The following is a 15,251-nucleotide window of genomic DNA, read 5'->3' as shown; positions in this document are numbered from 1 at the left end:
CCTCATGACGGACGCCCGGAGGCGAGTTTGGAGACTGCCCCGCCCCCAGGCCAGCCTGCGGGGACGTCTCCTGTGCCTGCTGCTGGTCGCCGCCTTCCCGGTGGTGGTGCTGGTGCTGGCCGGGGCCTTTGCCAGCTATCGCGGCAGCATCCGCCAGGCGCAGCTGGATGTGGCGCTGGAACGGGACCTGGTCGTGGCCACCCTCGCCGCGCGGGTGGCGGCGGCCGATGGCTTCCTGCGCGGGGTCGCGGCCAGCTGGCCTGAAGCCGGCAATGGCTGCGGCGACGCGCTGCACAGCGCCGCACCGGAAGGCGTCATGCTGGAGGTGGAGTGCCCGAACGGCGTCGCCGCACCCGCCACCACATCCCCGGCAACATCTTCCACAACCTCTCCCAACTTGGCCCGCATCGGCCCGGAATTGCGCGCGCGGCTGGCGGGGGCGACCGATTCCCTGATGCTGGCCGGATCCGCCGGCGTGATCTCCCTGCTGCGCGTGCTGCCGGCCAGTCCGCGACTGCCCGCGGGGCGGCTGATCCTGGCCCGGGTTGCGCCGCCCCCGCTGCCCGCTGGCCTTTCCGCCTGGATCCTCGACGCCGACAATCGCGGCTGGGCGCTGGGCGAGGATGGTGGGCGCCTCGGGCCGGTCGCGCCCGCCACCGCAGCGGATGGCAGCGCCACACTGACCAGCCTGGCGGGGACGGAGCTGGTCTCCGCCCGCGGCAGGCTTTCCCCCCAGGCCATGCTGGTGGTGGCCCGCCCGCTGGCGCCGATCCGGGCCGAGGCCGCGATGGAAGCGACCCAGCGCCTGGCGGAGGTCGCCGCGCTGCTGGCGCTGAGCATCCTGGCCGTGGTGCTGGGTACCAACTACGCCGTGACCCGCCCGCTGTCCCGGCTGCGGCGGGCCATCGCCAAGTGGAATGCCGGCGCCGCGCCGCTCGAGATTCCGGGCATCGGCGGCATGCCAGACGAGATCCGTGACCTCGCGCTCAGCTTCCAGGGCAGCGCCACGGCGCTGGCGGAGCGGGAGCGGGACCTGCAGGCTGCCATCGAACGCGCCGAGATCCTGGCCGCCGAGGTGCATCACCGGGTCAAGAACAACCTGCAGATCGTCAGCAGCCTGCTGGCCCTGCAGGCGCAGCGGGTAACGGACAGCCAGGCGCGCGTGGAATTCGAGGCGGCGCGGGACCGGATCGGGGCGCTGGCCACGCTGCACCGGCACATGTATGCGCATCACGACCCGGAGGCGATCGACCTCGGCGCCTTCATCGAGGAGCTGGGCGTGCAGCTTTTCGCGGCCATCGGGGACAAGCCGGGCCGGCGCATCGGGCTGGACGTGACGGCGCCGGCGCTGCGGATTTCCTCCGACCAGGCGGTGCCGCTGGCGCTGATCATCACGGAGGCGGTCTCGGCCGCGCTGAAGCAGGGCTTCCCGCCGGGCCGCGGCGGCCGCATTTCCATCACCGTCGCGGCGGATGACCGCCGCGCCAGCCTGGCCATCGAGGATGACGGGCTGGTGCCGCGGCCGGATGACCAGCTGCGCGCCCTGCTGCTGCGCGGCCTGGCGCGGCAGCTGGGTGCCGAGCTGAAGCGGGAGGAGGCGGGGCTGGCGCTGGAATTCCCGCTGCGCGCCCCCACCCCCCGCCCGCCGCCCGCCCTCAGGCCGTCCGCCTCTAGGCCGACAGCGCCGCCGGCTGCGTGATATCCCCGGGCGCGGTCCGCGCCCGCTTCACCAGCAGCTTGTTCAGGGCATGCACATAGGCCCGCGCGCTGGCGACGATGGTATCGGTATCCGCCCCCTGCCCGTCCACCAGCTTGCCGGCCTCCTCCAGCCGCACCGTGACGCGGGCCTGGGCATCCGTGCCGCCGGTGACGGACTGCACGGCATAGAGCTTCAGGTTCACCTCATGCGGGAAGGCCACCCGCAGCGCGGCGAAGGTGGCGTCCACGCCGCCATCGCCGCCGGCCACCCCTTCCCGCTGCTCGCCATCCACTTCCAGCGCGATGGAGGCGATGGGGCGGGTATGCATGCCGGTGGAGACGGACAGGCCGACCAGCTTGATACGGTCATTGGCGCGGACGACCTCGTCATCCACCAGCGCCACGATGTCCTCGTCGTAGACGACCTTCTTTCGGTCGGCCAAATCCTTGAACCGCTTGAAGGCGTCGTTCATCGCATTGTCGCCGACCTCGTAGCCCAGCGCCTTCAGCTTGTCCTTGAAGGCGGCCCGGCCGGAATGCTTGCCCAGCACCAGCGAGGACTTGGTCCAGCCGACGCTCTCGGGGGTCATGATCTCGTAGGTCGAAGAGTCCTTCAGCATGCCGTCCTGGTGGATGCCGGATTCATGGGCGAAGGCGTTGCGGCCGACGATCGCCTTGTTGGGCTGCACATCGAATCCGGTGATGGTCGCCAGCAGGCGGGAGGTGCGCAGGATATTCGGCGTCTTCACGCCGTTGGTCACGGGGATCGCGTCATGGCGCGTGCGCAGCGCCATGGCGATCTCCTCCAGGCTGGCATTGCCGGCGCGCTCGCCGATGCCGTTGATGGTGCATTCCACCTGGCGGGCGCCGGCGCGGATCGCGGCGATGGTATTGGCCACGGCCAGGCCCAGGTCGTTGTGGTTGTGGGTGGAGAAGATCACCCGGTCCGCCCCGGGCACCCGCTCCCGCACCGTATTGAAGATCCGGAACATATCCTCCGGCACCGCATAGCCGACGGTGTCCGGGATATTGATGGTGGTGGCCCCGGCCTTGATCGCGGCCTCGACGCAGCGGCAGAGGAAGTCGATCTCGGTGCGCGTGCCGTCCTCGGCGGACCATTCGACATCCGCCGTGGCGTTGCGCGCCATGGTGACGGAGGCGGTGACCATCTCCAGCACCGCCTCCGGCTCCATCCGCAGCTTCACCCGCATATGCAGGGGGCTGGTGGAGACGAAGGTGTGGATGCGGCCGCGGGCGGCGTCCTTGATCGCCTCGGCCGCCTTCTGGATGTCGCCGGGCGAGGTGCGGGCGAGGCCGCAGACCACGGGGCCATCCTTGGCGAAGCGGCGGGCGATGGACTGGACGCTTTCGAAGTCGCCGGGGCTGGCGATGGGGAAGCCGGCTTCCAGCACATCGGCGCCGAGCTCTGCCAGGGCCTCCGCCATGCGCAGCTTCTCCTCCAGGTTCATGGAGAAGCCGGGGGACTGTTCGCCGTCGCGCAGCGTGGTGTCGAAAACGATGACGCGGTCGGGGTCCATGACCCCGAAGGACGGGTGGTTGATGGCCATTGGGGGCGTTCCTTGCTTCTGATTCGTCATGCCATGCGCGAGGGCAAAGCTGCCCCCGGGGGTCCCCTGAGCGATACCAGCCACTAGCGGCCGGAGCTTACGCCCAGGGGTGGCTAAGTCGAAGGAGAAGGAGCGCGCGCGGCAGCAGACCGGCCCGGAGGGCGGCGGTCAGCTCGATACGGGCGGCGCGGGGTGTCATGGCTGAGATCACGCTACCGGGGCCAAACCAATCACGCAAGCGCCCCGAAGCGCAGTTCGAGGGCATTTGGCAGGGCGGCGGGCACTGGCCTGCGGCCCGATCCCGGACCACCATGGCGAAAATCGCGTCGGAGGAACAGCGCATGGCGTTCAAGGTGGTGCTCGGCCGCAGGCTGCCGGAGGCCGGGATGGCGGTCTTTGCCGCGCGGCCGGAGCTGGATCTGGTGGTGCTGGACAATCCGCCACCGGCCGAGTGGCACGCCGCGATCGCGGATGCGCATGGCACGCTGTGCTGGCTGGAGAAGATGGACCGCCCCGCTCTCGCGGCCGCAAAGCAGCTGCGCGTCGTCTCCCGCATCGGGGTCGGCTACGACACGGTGGATGTGCCGGCCTGCACGGAGCGCGGCGTGGCGGTGATGGTGGCCAATGGGTCGAACGACCTCTCGGTGGCCGAGCATGCCATGATGCTGCTGCTGGCCGTGGCGCGGCGGGCGGTGGATATCCACAATCACGTCGCCGGCGGCGGCTGGTGGCCGCCGGGCGGGCTGCGGATGGTGGACCTGGCCGGCAAGCGCGCCCTGGTGGTGGGCTATGGCCGCATTGGCACGCGCGTCGCGCAATATCTCAAGGCCTTCCGCATGGATGTCGCGGTGATGGATCCCGGCTTCTCCCCGCACCGCATCGCCGCCGACGGTTTTCGGCCCGCACGGGACCTGCATGCGGCGCTGGGCGAGGCGGATGTGGTGACGCTGCACTGCCCCCTGTCGCCCGCCACGCACCACCTGATGAATGCCGCCGCCTTCGCCGCCATGAAGCCGGGCGCCATCCTGGTGAACACCGCCCGCGGGCCGGTGGTGGAGCAGGCCGCGCTGGTGCAGGCGCTGCAATCCGGCCACCTGATGGGCGCCGGCCTGGATGTGCTGGAGGTGGAGCCGGCCACGCCCGGCAACCCCCTGCTGACCCTGCCCAATGTGGTGATCAGCCCGCATTCCGCGGCGAGCACGGAGGAGGGCATGAACCGCATGGCCCGGATCTCCGCCCAGAACATCCTGGATGTGCTGGATGGGCGGGCCGATCCCTCGATGATGGTGAACCCGGAGATCCTGCAATCGTCACGCAGGTGAAACCTCTGGCGTCCGACCCGTCCCTTGCCGCATCCTGGCGGGCGAACGGCAAGGATGACGGGCATGGCCGACCGCCACTTCATCGCCTTCTGGAACCTGGAGAACCTGTTCGACACGGAAGACGCGCCGCGCAGCGGCGGCCTGGACCGACGCCTGGCCACCGATCTCCGTGGCTGGGATGCGGCCGTGCTGGACCAGAAGCTGGACCAGATCGCCCGCGGCATCACAGCCATGGATGGAGGTGCCGGCCCCGGCATCCTCGGCGTCTGCGAGGTGGAGAGCGCCGCCGTGCTGAAGCGGCTGGTGCAGAAGCTGGGCAGCCGGAAATGGGGCTATGTGCATGCCGAGGGGCTGGACGCCCGCGGCATCGACACCGCCTTCCTCTATCGGAAGGATCGCTACGCGGTGGACCGGAAACAGGTCTTCACCCATTTCGTCATGCGCCGCACCTATACGCGGGACATCCTGCAGGCGCCCTTCACCACCGCCGCCGGCCGCAAGCTGGTGCTGCTGGCCAATCACTGGCCGTCCCGGTCCGGCGGGCAGTTCGAAAGCGAGCCCTATCGGATGACGGCGGCGGAGACGCTGGCGCACTGGCACACCCGAATCCATGAGGAGGAGGGGGAGGATGTCGCCGTGCTGGCGATGGGCGACTTCAACGACGAGCCCTTCGACCGGTCCCTGGTGCATTACGCCCTGGCGACCAATGCGCGCGACCGGGTGGCGGGCCGGCCCGGCAGCGGGCCCTTGCGGGTGGTGCGGCGCTTCCTGAACCTGGCCGCCCCGCTGGCGGGCATGGGCGAGGGCACCTATTTCTACAGCGGCCAGCCCAATTTGCTGGACCAGATGCTGGCGGGCCGCGCCCTGGTCACCGGCAGCAGCGGCCTGCGGCTGGATGGGCCGATGGCCATCCTGCGCCCGCCCGGCGTCACCGGCCGGCCTCGCCCCTTCCTGCGCCCCGCCGTGAAGGGCGGCATCCGGGCTGACGGGTTCAGCGACCACCATGCGGTGGGGGTGGCGCTGGCCGAGGATTAAGGCGCCTTATCCGCAGGCCAGGCTTTCCACCACCCCGTTGCGCACCACGCCGCCGACGCGATCCTCGCGATAGTCGCGCGTCGCCGGCTGGTTCGGGGCGAGCAGGCGGATGGTGCGGATGCCGCGCAGGCCGGACAGGGCGGCGCGCACCTCGGCTTCCGGCTGGCCGATCAGGGCGGGCAGCGCATCGGCATGGTCGGCGCAGCGGATGCCGCCCGGACCCTCGGACAGCGCGGGCGGCGGCAGGGCGCGGTCGCTGCGTGGCAGCGGGCCCGCGGCGGATACGGGGCCAGGCTCGGTCGCGCAACCGGCGGCCAGCAGAAGCAGGATTGGCGAGAGGCGCCTCATGCCGGGGGGTGTTCCTTCCACCAATGCCGCGCAATGTCCGCCCGGCGCGTCACCCAGACTTCCTCGCGGTGCCTCGCCACATGCGCCAGGAAGCGGCGCAGCGCCGCGGCGCGGCCGGGGCGGCCGACCAGGCGGCAATGCAGCCCGACCGACATCATCTTGGGCGCCCCGGCCCTGCCCTCGGCCAGCAGCAGGTCGAAGGCATCGGTCAGGTGGCGCTCGAAACCCTCCGGCCCCGCAAAACCCGGCGGCACGGCGAACTTCATGTCGTTGTTGTCCAGCGTATAGGGGATGACGAGGTGCGGCTTGCCCTCCGCCGTCACGTAATGCGGCAGGTCGTCGTCATAGGCGTCGCTGTCGTACAGGAAGCCGCCATGGCGGGCGACCAGGGTGCGGGTGCGCGGGCTGATCCGCCCGGTGTACCAGCCGACCGGCGGCGTGCCGGTCAGGCGGGTGATGGTCTCGACGCAGCGGGCGATCTCGGCCGCCTCCGTCGCCTCGTCCACGCTGTGGTAGTCGATCCAGCGCCAGGCATGGCTCGCCACCTCGTGCCCCGCCTCGGCGAAGGCGCGGGCGGCGTCCGGGTTCAGCTCCAGCGCCCGGCCGACGCCATAGACCGTCAGCGGAAAAGCCTGTTCTTGGAACAGCCGCAGCACCCGCCAGACGCCGGCCCGCGCGCCATAGTCGAACTGGCTTTCCACCGTGCGGTTGCGCTCGCCCAGGATCGGCGTGCCGCCGGGCACCTCATGCAGATAAAGCTCGCTGCCCGCATCGCCGTTGAGGACGGTGTTTTCCCCGCCCTCCTCGTAGTTCAGCACGAAGGACAGCGCGAGCTTCGCGCCGCCAGGCCAGCGCGGATCGGGCGGGGTGGCGCCGTAGCCGGCGAAGTCGCGGGGATAGTCTGTCTCGGTGGCGAGCTTGGTCATGCCGCAGCCTCCGCTGTGCGGCGCAGCACGGTCAAGAGGCGCGGCGCCGCACGACCGGCACCGCCACCTCGTTCCGCCGCAGCGCCGGGATGGTCCAGGGCGGGTCGTAGAACCAGGCGGTGGCGGGGCCTTTGGCCTGCCAGGTGGTATCGCCCAGCGCGGCGCGCAGCCGCGCCGTCGCATCCGCCACCGATTGCGGGCTGGTGCTGCCGCTGAAGCGCAGCACGGCCACCGTCTCCGCCGGCACCTCCACCACGCGCACGCGCGGATCTTCCGGCACCGGCGGATCGCGGAGCGCGGCGGGCAGGAAGAAGCGGATGCGGTAGCCGCTTGCCGTGGCCGATTGGGCGACGGGGGCGGTCATGGCGATGCGCACGGGCTGCGGAGATACCGCTTCCTGGGCCACCGGCGCCGTCATGGCGATGCGCACGGCGCCGCGATTGCCGCCGAAGATATAGCCGGCGAGCAGGCGAAAGCCCTGCTCGCGGCTGGCGGCCTCATCCGCCGCCACCTCCGTCTCCGCCGCCAGGCGCGGGGCGTAGCGGCGGATTTCCAGGCCATTGGCCTGTTCCCACAGGTCGAAGGCGGGCTCCTCCGTGCCCGATCTCACGCCCACCACCGAACAGGCGCCGAGCAGCAGGGCGGAGGCGCCGGCGAGGAGGCGGTTGCGCATGGGATGCTCCGGACAGGGCCTTGCATGTGGCGCGCCGGAAGGCTCAGGCAAGCGCGGCGAGGCTGGCGGCCGGGCTGGTCAGCGGCGTGCCGCGCCGGCAGAGCGCGGCGGCCGGGGCCATGCTGGCCTGGGCCAGCGCCACGCAATCCGCACCTTCGGCGAAGGCCGCATCGGCTGCCTCGGCCACCATCCGCGCATAGCCCGCGGCATCGCCGGCGCGGAAGGCGGCCCAGGCGCCGGGGACCAGGCGGATCTCGCAGCCAGGGCCGAACAGGGCGCCGGTGGGGCCGAGCGTGGTCTCGACGGCGCAGAGGACGACCAGGCGGCCGCCGGCCCGTCGCGCCGCCTCCGCCAGGGCGGCATCGGCGCGCCGCAGGGGGATGGTGGCGCGGGCCTGGGCCAAAGACGGGCCGAGGGTGGAGCAGGTGAGGAGGACGGCGTCGATGCCGGGGGCGGCGAGCGCCTCGATGGCCGCGGCGGTGCGGGCGGCGATGGCGGGGGTCAGGCCGCCGGCGGCCTCGGCCTCGGCCAGCAGATCGGCGCGGAGCGTGTGGTGCAGCGTGACGCCCGGCGGGCAGGCGGCGTCGAACAGCGGAACATTGGAGGCGGCTGTGTGGAGGCAGGCGATGTGGCGGGTCACGCCGGCGCAATCTCCCGCACCAGCTCCAGCGCATAGGGGCGGAAGCCGGCGGTCCGATAGACGTGCTCCGCCCGGTCATTGCCGGCCAGCACGCCGATCATCATCTGGCGGCAGCCGGCCGTGCGGGCGAAGATTTCGGCCGATGCCAGCAGGGCGCGAAAGGCACCCTGGCCGCGCCAGGCTTCCTGCACGAAGGCATCCGCCACATAGGCGCGGCGGCGAAACTCGGCGCGGATATAGGGCGGCGCCGTTTCGATCACGACAAAAAGGTGGGCGACAGGACGGCCCTCGGCCTCGGCCACCAGCGCCACGCCTCCGCTTTCGGCCACCCGGCCGAGCAGATGGTCGAGGCTCGCTTCCGCATCGCCCTGCCCCGTCGCGCGGTCGCCGGCGAAGGGGTCCTCGAAGCGGTTGAGGGCCAGCACATGGCCCAGCAGAACGGGCCGGTCGGCCTCCTCCACCGGTCTGATGGTGAAGGAGGCCGCCTGCATCAGTTCTTGGCCTTGTCGACCAGCTGGTTGGTCTTGATCCAGGGCATCATGCCGCGCAGCTTCTCGCCGACTTCCTCGATCGGGTGCTCGGCCAGGCGGCGGCGGGTGGCCTTGAAGCTGGCCTGGTTCACCTTGTTCTCCAGCATCCAGTCGCGGGCGAACTTGCCGGACTGGATGTCCTCCAGCACCTTCTTCATCTCCTTCTTGGTCTCGGAGGTGATGATGCGGGGGCCGGTGACGTATTCGCCGTATTCGGCGGTGTTGCTGATCGAGTAGTTCATGTTCGCGATGCCGCCCTCATAGATGAGGTCGACGATCAGCTTCACCTCGTGCAGGCACTCGAAATAGGCCATTTCGGGGGCGTAGCCGGCTTCCACCAGCGTCTCGAAGCCCGCCTTGATGAGCTCGACCAGGCCGCCGCAGAGCACCACCTGCTCGCCGAACAGGTCGGTCTCGCATTCCTCCTTGAAGGTCGTCTCGATGACGCCCGAGCGGCCGCCGCCGATGGCGGAGGCGTAGGACAGCGCGATTTCCAGCGCATTGCCCGAGGGGTTCTGGTGCACGGCCACCAGGCAGGGCACGCCGCCGCCCTTCTGGTATTCGCCGCGCACGGTGTGGCCAGGGCCCTTCGGCGCGATCATGAAGACGTCGATATCGGCGCGCGGGTCGAGCAAATTGAAATGCACGTTCAGGCCATGCGCGAAGGCCAGCGCCGCGCCGGGCTTCAGGTTGGCATGCAGATGCTCGCGATAGAGGTCGCCCTGCAGCTCGTCCGGGGTCAGCACCATGACCACATCGGCCCACTTGGCCGCGTCGGAGGGCGTCATCACCTTGAAGCCGGCGGCCTCGGCCTTCTTCCAGGACCCGCCCTGGCGCGCGCCGATGACGACGTCGGTGACGCCGCTGTCGCGCATGTTCTGGGCATGGGCATGGCCCTGGCTGCCGAAGCCGATGACCGCGACCTTCTTGGCCTTGATCAGATTCACATCCGCATCGCGGTCATAATACACACGCATCGTCGCAGCTTCCTTCGGTTGCCCCGTTGGGGGCGCTATTGCCCCATCGCGGGGCGGTTGGTTATGGCCCGCTCCGCGGGCGGTGATGCACCACTTCGTGGATGAAACCAAGCTTGCGCGCCACCGGCGCGCTGAGCACGAAGGGGTAGAGGTCCGGCGTGCCCATGCAGCGGTTCATCGCATTCATGGCAATGGTCAGCGGCGTCCAGGCATTGAGGATCTCCTCCATGCCCGCCTTGTAGGGGCTGAAGTCCAGCTCCGTCTCCAGCACCCCCTGCTTGTCCAGCACGGGGTTGATCTTCATGCCGAAGCTGGTCGCCATCTCCAGGCTGTCCACCATGTGCAGGTAATGGGCGAAGCATTCCGCCCAATCCTCATGCGGATGCGCCGCGGCATAGGCGGAGATGTAGTCGCCGCGCCAGTCGTCGTTCGGCGGCCTGGCGTAATGCGCCTGCAGGGCGGCGGCGTAATCAGTGCTCTCGTCGCCGAACAAGGCCCGGAAGTCGTCGGTGCGCCCCGCGCGTTCCACCAGAACCAGGAAATACCAATGCCCGATCTCGTGCCGCATATGGCCGAGCAAGGTCCGAAAAGGCTCGTTCAGCCGGGTGCGGCGCGCCTCGCGCTCGGCATCGTCGGCCTCGGCGAGGGCGATGGTGATATGGCCGTCGTCATGGCCGGTCATGGTCGGCGGCTGGCCGTCGAGGTCGGCGAGGAAGGAGAAGCGCAGCTCCGGCCCGGCATGCGGCAGGCGCAGGCGGTCCAGCGTGTAGATCAGCCGGCGCTTGGCCGCCTCCATCCGCCGCCACAAAGGCAGGTTCTCGGGCACCGAGAGGTCCGGGACCATCTCGTTCAGCCGGCAGGCGGGGCAGTAGTCCTCGGCGTCGTCCTCGGCCAGGAACCAGTTGCAGGCCTCCTTCGCCACATTGGCGCAGGGCTTCTTCCGGCCGCCGTCGAGCATCGCCAGCCCGTCATCCGGATCGAAGGCCGTCAGCCGCCCGGCCTCCGGCAGGAAGCCGAGCGCCCTTCCGCACCGCTCGCAGGCGGTGTTCTCGAAATGCAGCAGGTTGCCGCAATTCTGGCAGGCGAAGAGGCGCATGGCATGGGCTCCGGAAACGGTTCGCCCTGCGAACGGCGGGGAGGCCAGCAAAGTTTCAGACCGAGAGCGCGGAGCTGCCCCGCACGATGGCCACCGCGCCGGTGCGGCTGACCTCGGCGAGCCCGATCGGGCGCATCAGCGCGCAGAAGGCGTCCACCTTCTCGGCATTGCCGGTCATCTCGAAGACGAAGCTCTCCGTCGTGGCATCGACGACGCGGGCGCGAAAAGCGTCGGCCAGCCGCAGCGCCTCCACCCGATGCTCGCCGGAGCCCACCACCTTGATCAGCGCCAATTCGCGGACCAGGTGCGGCCCGGCGAGCGTCAGGTCGGAGACCTTGTGCACCGGCACCAGCCGGTCGAGCTGCGCCTTGATCTGCTCGATCACCATCTCCGTGCCGGAGGTGACGATGGTGATCCGCGACAGGCGCCGGTCCTCATCCACCGGGGCCACGGTCAGGCTCTCGATATTGTAGCCGCGGCCGGAGAACAGGCCGATGACGCGCGCCAGCACGCCGGCCTCGTTCTCCACCAGCACCGCAATCGTTGCGGAGCGGAAATTTCCGGAATCGTCAGCCATGGTTCTTCAGCACTTCACGCAGGAGGAAAGGACGGGGGCCGGCGTGGCTCAGACGAGGACCTTGCCCTCATCCGTCACGCCGGCGACGCCACCTTCCTGGCCCGGGCCGAGGATCATCTCGTTATGCGCGGCGCCCGAGGGGATCATCGGGAAGCAGTTTTCGTCCTTGGCCACCGCGATGTCCGCGATCACCGGGCGGTCGGTCGCCAGCATCTCGCGGATCACGTCGTCCAGCTGGCTTTCCTCCGTCGCGCGCAGGCCGACGCCGTGGAAGGACTCGGCCAGCTTCACGAAATCGGGCAAGGCGGCCGAGTAGCTCTCGGAATAGCGGCCGCCATGCAGCAGCTCCTGCCACTGCCGCACCATGCCCATGTATTCGTTGTTCAGGATGAAGACCTTCACGGGCAGGCGGTACTGCGCCAGCGTCGCCATCTCCTGGATGTTCATCAGGATGGAGGCCTCGCCGGCGATATCGATGACCAGCGCGTCCGGGTGGGCGATCTGCACGCCCATCGCCGCCGGCAGGCCGTAGCCCATGGTGCCGAGGCCGCCCGAGGTCATCCAGCGGTTCGGCTTCTCGAAGCCGAAATACTGGGCCGCCCACATCTGGTGCTGGCCGACCTCGGTGGTGATGAAGGTGTCGCGGCCGGACTCGCGGGTGATCTCATACAGCCGCTTCACCGCATGCTGCGGCTTGATGATCTTGCCTTGCTGGACGTACTGCAGGCAGTTCTTGCCGCGCCATGTGTCGATCTGGCGCCACCAGGCGGCCAGCGCCTCCCGCTTCGGCGGCTGGCTGTCTTCCTTCCAGACCTGGATCATGGCGGCCAGGATCTGCCCGGCATCGCCGACGATCGGCACCTCCACCTTGACGTTCTTGTTGATGGAGGAGGGGTCGATATCCGCGTGGATCTTCTTCGCGGTGGGCGCGAAGTGGGACAGCTTGCCGGTCACCCGGTCATCGAAGCGCGCGCCCATGTTCAGCATGACATCGCAGCCATGCATCACGAGGTTCGCCTCGTAGGTGCCGTGCATGCCCAGCATGCCGAGGAACTGCGGATCCTGCGACGGGAAGGCGCCGAGGCCCATCAGCGTATTGGTCACCGGGAAGCCGGTCAGCCGCGCGAATTCGCCCAGCAGGCGTGACGCCTCCGGACCGGAATTGATCACGCCGCCGCCGGCATAGATCACCGGGCGCTCGGCCTGCTTCATCAGCGCCACGGCCTTGCGGACCTGCGCCATGTCCGGTGCCGTCACCGGGCGGTAGGAGCGATGCGGCTGGGTCGCCGGCGGCGCCTCCACATAGGGCGCCTTGTTGATCAGGATGTCCTTCGGCAGGTCGATCACCACCGGGCCGGGGCGGCCGCTGCGCGCGACATGGAAAGCCTCGTGCACCACGCGGGCCACGTCTTCCGACCGCTTCACCAGGTAGTTGTGCTTGGTCGCGGGGCGGGTGATGCCGGTGGTGTCGGCCTCCTGGAAGGCGTCGTTGCCGATCAGGTGGGTGGGCACCTGGCCGGTCAGGCAGACCAGCGGGATGCTGTCCATCAGCGCGTCCAGCAGCCCGGTCACCGCATTGGTGGCGCCGGGGCCGGAGGTGACCAGCACGCAGCCCACCTTGCCGGTGGAACGGGCGTAGCCTTCGGCGGCATGCACCGCCGCCTGCTCGTGGCGGACCAGGATGTGGCGGATGGCGTTCTGCTGGAAGATTGCGTCGTAGATCGGCAGAACGGCGCCGCCCGGATAGCCGAAGATGACCTCGACACCCTGATCCTTCAGCGCACGGAGTACGACCTCGGCGCCCGACATCGTCAGGGGCTGCGTCGCGGCGTGCGGGCTGGTGGCGGACATGGGGCGGGGGGCTTTCCTGTATCTGGCGCTTGGCCCGCGGCACTTCCGCAGGCCAGCGTCACTTAACCCTCGTGCTGCGCCGCGTCAACGACAGGATCAACAAACATCATCAGATCACCCAAAAATCTTTCCGAAAGTTGCGAAAGGCCATCGCTGCGCGCATGGATGCTATGCGTGAGCGCGGCGAGCCGGTGATGCCGGAACCAGGTGGCCTGCCGCTTGGTGTATTGCCCGGTGTTCAGGATGGCGCGTTCGGAGGCCGCCTCCAGCGTCATCCGCCCGGCCAGATGCGCCATCAGTTCCGGCACGCCATGCGCGCGCATGGCGGGCAGCGCCGGGTCCAGCCGCTGATCCGCCAGGGCGGCCACCTCCTCCAGCGCCCCCTGCCCCAGCATGGCGTGCCAGCGGCGGGCGATGGCCTCGCGCAGCGCCTCCCGCGGCGGGTCCAGCAGGATGGCGGCGAAGCGCCAGGGGGCGGGGCCGGTACCGGTCTCCGCCTGCCAGGCACGCAGGCCGCGGCCGGTGCCGATCGCGACCTCATAGGCCCTTGCCAGGCGCTGGGTGTCGGAGGGGCGGAGGCCCGCCGCCGTCTCCGGGTCGATCGCCGCCAGCCGCGCATGCAGCGCGGCCGGCCCCTCATCCTCCGCCAGCCGCCGTGCCTCGGCCCGCGCCTCGGGGGGCACGGGCGGAATGGCCGAAAGCCCCTCGGTCAGCGACAGGAAATAGAGGCCCGTGCCGCCGCAAAGGATCGGCACAAGGCCCGCCGCCCGCGCCTGTTCCATCGCGGCCAGCGCGGCGCCGCGCCACCAGGCCACGGTGCCGGCCTCCGCCGCCGGGCGGACGCCGTAGAGAAGGTGCGGGATGCGCGCCTCCTCCTCCGGCGTCGGGCGCGCGGTGATCACCCGCAGCTCGGCATAGACCTGCATGGAATCGGCATTGATCACCGTCCCGCCCAGCCTTTCGGCCAAAGCGAGCGCCAGCGCGCTTTTCCCGCTGGTGGTCGGACCCGCAACCAGGATCGCGGGCGGTTGTGCTGCGCTCATCGCAGTGGCACAGGGCGGGGGCGATGCCCCATGTCCTGACCCTGGTCGCTGCCCCCGGCGGCCTCGAATCCGTCCTCGTCTCCCGCTGCCGCGCGGCGCTGTCCGCGCTCGGCGCCAATCCCGGCGCGCCGGACTGGCTGGCCGAGGGCGAGGCGGTGGACATCCCCTTCGTCAATGCCCCGGCCGAACTGGCCGCCGCCGCCGCCCGCACGGCGCTGGAGGATGCGCCGGTTGATGCCATCGCCCAGCCGGCCGAGGGCCGGCGCAAGCGGCTGCTGGTGGCCGACATGGACAGCACCATCGTGACATCGGAGACGCTGGACGAGCTGGCCGCCTATGCCGGGCTGAAGGAGCAGATCGCCGCCATCACCGCGCGGTCCATGAACGGCGAGCTGGACTTCGCCCAGGCACTGCATGCCCGGGTCGGCATGCTGGCGGGGCTCGATGTCGCGGCGCTGGAAGCGACCTGGCAGGCGACGGAGATGATGCCGGGCGCGGCGACCCTGGTGGCGACCATGCGCGCCCATGGCGCAATCTGCTGCCTGGCCTCCGGCGGCTTCACCTTCTTCACCGGGCGGGTCTCGCAAAAGCTCGGCTTCGATCACCACGTCTCCAATATCCTGCTGATCGAGGACGGCAAGCTGGCCGGCAAGGTGGCCGAGCCGGTGTTCGACCGCAACGCCAAGCTCGCCACCCTGACGCGGCTCGCCACCGAGAACGGCCTGCCCATGGCGGCGACGCTAGCGGTGGGGGATGGGGCCAATGACCTCGACATGATCGGCGCGGCGGGCCTCGGCGTCGCCTTCCGCGCCAAGCCGATCGTGGCGGCGGCGGCCCGGGCCCGGGTGGATCATGCGGATCTGCTGGCGCTGCTTTATGCCCAGGGCTATCGGCGCGCGGAATTCCGCGAAGGCTGATCGCCCAAGAAAAAACCCCCGCCCTTTCGGACGGGGGTTCTTCCGGAACC

General features: G+C 70.1%; 15 protein-coding genes. 4 read left to right on the top strand and 11 right to left on the bottom strand.

All coding sequences use genetic code 11. The features are described 5' to 3' along the window. Window positions 1–4: 4 nt before the first annotated feature. Window positions 5–1,699, top strand: coding sequence for a sensor histidine kinase (locus J3S20_RS13360; protein ID WP_216836962.1), 1,695 nt, complete (start codon window positions 5–7; stop codon window positions 1,697–1,699). On the opposite strand, the gene J3S20_RS13355 is transcribed toward J3S20_RS13360, so the two are convergent. Further along, a complete protein-coding gene (locus J3S20_RS13355) occupies window positions 1,671–3,266 on the bottom strand; it encodes a 2-isopropylmalate synthase (protein WP_216836961.1) in 1,596 nt (531 codons plus the stop codon). The two genes, J3S20_RS13360 and J3S20_RS13355, sit on opposite strands and share 29 nt — an antisense overlap. A gap of 341 nt (window positions 3,267–3,607) precedes the next feature. Between J3S20_RS13355 and J3S20_RS13350 the strand changes: the two genes are divergently transcribed. Further along, a complete protein-coding gene (locus J3S20_RS13350) occupies window positions 3,608–4,588 on the top strand; it encodes an NAD(P)-dependent oxidoreductase (protein WP_216836960.1) in 981 nt (326 codons plus the stop codon). Window positions 4,589–4,651: 63 nt separating this feature from the next. After that, window positions 4,652–5,623, top strand: coding sequence for an endonuclease/exonuclease/phosphatase family protein (locus J3S20_RS13345; protein WP_216836959.1), 972 nt, complete (start codon window positions 4,652–4,654; stop codon window positions 5,621–5,623). 6 nt (window positions 5,624–5,629) lie between these two features. Here the strand turns inward: J3S20_RS13345 and J3S20_RS13340 are convergent, their stop codons facing one another. The 10 genes from J3S20_RS13340 to miaA form a co-directional block, all read right to left on the bottom strand. After that, on the bottom strand, window positions 5,630–5,971 hold the full coding sequence (locus tag J3S20_RS13340; protein ID WP_216836958.1) for a hypothetical protein: 342 nt from the start codon (window positions 5,969–5,971) through the stop codon (window positions 5,630–5,632). Continuing rightward, window positions 5,968–6,897, bottom strand: a complete 930-nt coding sequence (gene puuE / locus J3S20_RS13335) for an allantoinase PuuE (RefSeq protein ID WP_216836957.1) — start codon at window positions 6,895–6,897, stop codon at window positions 5,968–5,970. The genes J3S20_RS13340 and puuE overlap by 4 nt, the downstream gene beginning before the upstream one ends. A 31-nt stretch (window positions 6,898–6,928) precedes the next feature. Further along, on the bottom strand, window positions 6,929–7,570 hold the full coding sequence (locus J3S20_RS13330; protein ID WP_246602730.1) for an SOUL family heme-binding protein: 642 nt from the start codon (window positions 7,568–7,570) through the stop codon (window positions 6,929–6,931). Between the two features lie 43 nt (window positions 7,571–7,613). After that, window positions 7,614–8,210: a hypothetical protein gene (locus J3S20_RS13325; RefSeq protein WP_216836956.1), complete on the bottom strand. Its 597-nt coding sequence runs from the start codon at window positions 8,208–8,210 to the stop codon at window positions 7,614–7,616. Next, the gene (locus tag J3S20_RS13320) at window positions 8,207–8,701 is read right to left on the bottom strand and encodes a GNAT family N-acetyltransferase (RefSeq protein WP_216836955.1); all 495 of its coding nucleotides are present in this window, start codon (window positions 8,699–8,701) and stop codon (window positions 8,207–8,209) included. Before J3S20_RS13320 ends, J3S20_RS13325 begins: the two co-directional genes overlap by 4 nt. Beyond that, the gene (gene ilvC / locus J3S20_RS13315) at window positions 8,701–9,717 is read right to left on the bottom strand and encodes a ketol-acid reductoisomerase (RefSeq protein ID WP_216836954.1); all 1,017 of its coding nucleotides are present in this window, start codon (window positions 9,715–9,717) and stop codon (window positions 8,701–8,703) included. Before ilvC ends, J3S20_RS13320 begins: the two co-directional genes overlap by 1 nt. A 61-nt stretch (window positions 9,718–9,778) precedes the next feature. Then, window positions 9,779–10,813, bottom strand: coding sequence for a zinc-binding metallopeptidase family protein (locus tag J3S20_RS13310; protein WP_216836953.1), 1,035 nt, complete (start codon window positions 10,811–10,813; stop codon window positions 9,779–9,781). Between the two features lie 55 nt (window positions 10,814–10,868). After that, entirely contained in the window at window positions 10,869–11,390 is a 522-nt protein-coding gene (gene ilvN, locus J3S20_RS13305; RefSeq protein ID WP_216836952.1) for an acetolactate synthase small subunit, read from the bottom strand. Window positions 11,391–11,438: 48 nt separating this feature from the next. Then, window positions 11,439–13,241, bottom strand: coding sequence for an acetolactate synthase 3 large subunit (locus J3S20_RS13300; RefSeq protein WP_216836951.1), 1,803 nt, complete (start codon window positions 13,239–13,241; stop codon window positions 11,439–11,441). Between the two features lie 62 nt (window positions 13,242–13,303). Then, window positions 13,304–14,284, bottom strand: coding sequence for a tRNA (adenosine(37)-N6)-dimethylallyltransferase MiaA (gene miaA / locus J3S20_RS13295; RefSeq protein ID WP_216836950.1), 981 nt, complete (start codon window positions 14,282–14,284; stop codon window positions 13,304–13,306). A gap of 23 nt (window positions 14,285–14,307) precedes the next feature. Here miaA and serB point away from each other — a divergent pair, with 23 nt between their 5' ends. Then, entirely contained in the window at window positions 14,308–15,201 is an 894-nt protein-coding gene (gene serB, locus J3S20_RS13290) for a phosphoserine phosphatase SerB (protein WP_216836949.1), read from the top strand. Window positions 15,202–15,251: the final 50 nt, after the last annotated feature.

This window comes from Falsiroseomonas tokyonensis, assembly GCF_019024325.1.
Taxonomy (GTDB): domain Bacteria; phylum Pseudomonadota; class Alphaproteobacteria; order Acetobacterales; family Acetobacteraceae; genus Falsiroseomonas; species Falsiroseomonas tokyonensis.
Note: the sequence above shows the minus strand (reverse complement) of the source record. Positions and strands in the feature narration are given on the sequence as shown.

Bases quoted from the DNA above. Each gene is read 5' to 3' on its own strand.
- J3S20_RS13360 (WP_216836962.1), top strand. From the start codon at position 5: ATGACGGACGCCCGGAGGCGAGTTTGGAGACTGCCCCGCCCCCAGGCC.
- J3S20_RS13355 (WP_216836961.1), bottom strand. From the start codon at position 3,266: ATGGCCATCAACCACCCGTCCTTCGGGGTCATGGACCCCGACCGCGTC.
- J3S20_RS13350 (WP_216836960.1), top strand. From the start codon at position 3,608: ATGGCGTTCAAGGTGGTGCTCGGCCGCAGGCTGCCGGAGGCCGGGATG.
- J3S20_RS13345 (WP_216836959.1), top strand. From the start codon at position 4,652: ATGGCCGACCGCCACTTCATCGCCTTCTGGAACCTGGAGAACCTGTTC.
- J3S20_RS13340 (WP_216836958.1), bottom strand. From the start codon at position 5,971: ATGAGGCGCCTCTCGCCAATCCTGCTTCTGCTGGCCGCCGGTTGCGCG.
- puuE (WP_216836957.1), bottom strand. From the start codon at position 6,897: ATGACCAAGCTCGCCACCGAGACAGACTATCCCCGCGACTTCGCCGGC.
- J3S20_RS13330 (WP_246602730.1), bottom strand. From the start codon at position 7,570: ATGCGCAACCGCCTCCTCGCCGGCGCCTCCGCCCTGCTGCTCGGCGCC.
- J3S20_RS13320 (WP_216836955.1), bottom strand. From the start codon at position 8,701: ATGCAGGCGGCCTCCTTCACCATCAGACCGGTGGAGGAGGCCGACCGG.
- ilvC (WP_216836954.1), bottom strand. From the start codon at position 9,717: ATGCGTGTGTATTATGACCGCGATGCGGATGTGAATCTGATCAAGGCC.
- J3S20_RS13310 (WP_216836953.1), bottom strand. From the start codon at position 10,813: ATGCGCCTCTTCGCCTGCCAGAATTGCGGCAACCTGCTGCATTTCGAG.
- ilvN (WP_216836952.1), bottom strand. From the start codon at position 11,390: ATGGCTGACGATTCCGGAAATTTCCGCTCCGCAACGATTGCGGTGCTG.
- J3S20_RS13300 (WP_216836951.1), bottom strand. From the start codon at position 13,241: ATGTCCGCCACCAGCCCGCACGCCGCGACGCAGCCCCTGACGATGTCG.
- miaA (WP_216836950.1), bottom strand. From the start codon at position 14,284: ATGAGCGCAGCACAACCGCCCGCGATCCTGGTTGCGGGTCCGACCACC.
- serB (WP_216836949.1), top strand. From the start codon at position 14,308: ATGCCCCATGTCCTGACCCTGGTCGCTGCCCCCGGCGGCCTCGAATCC.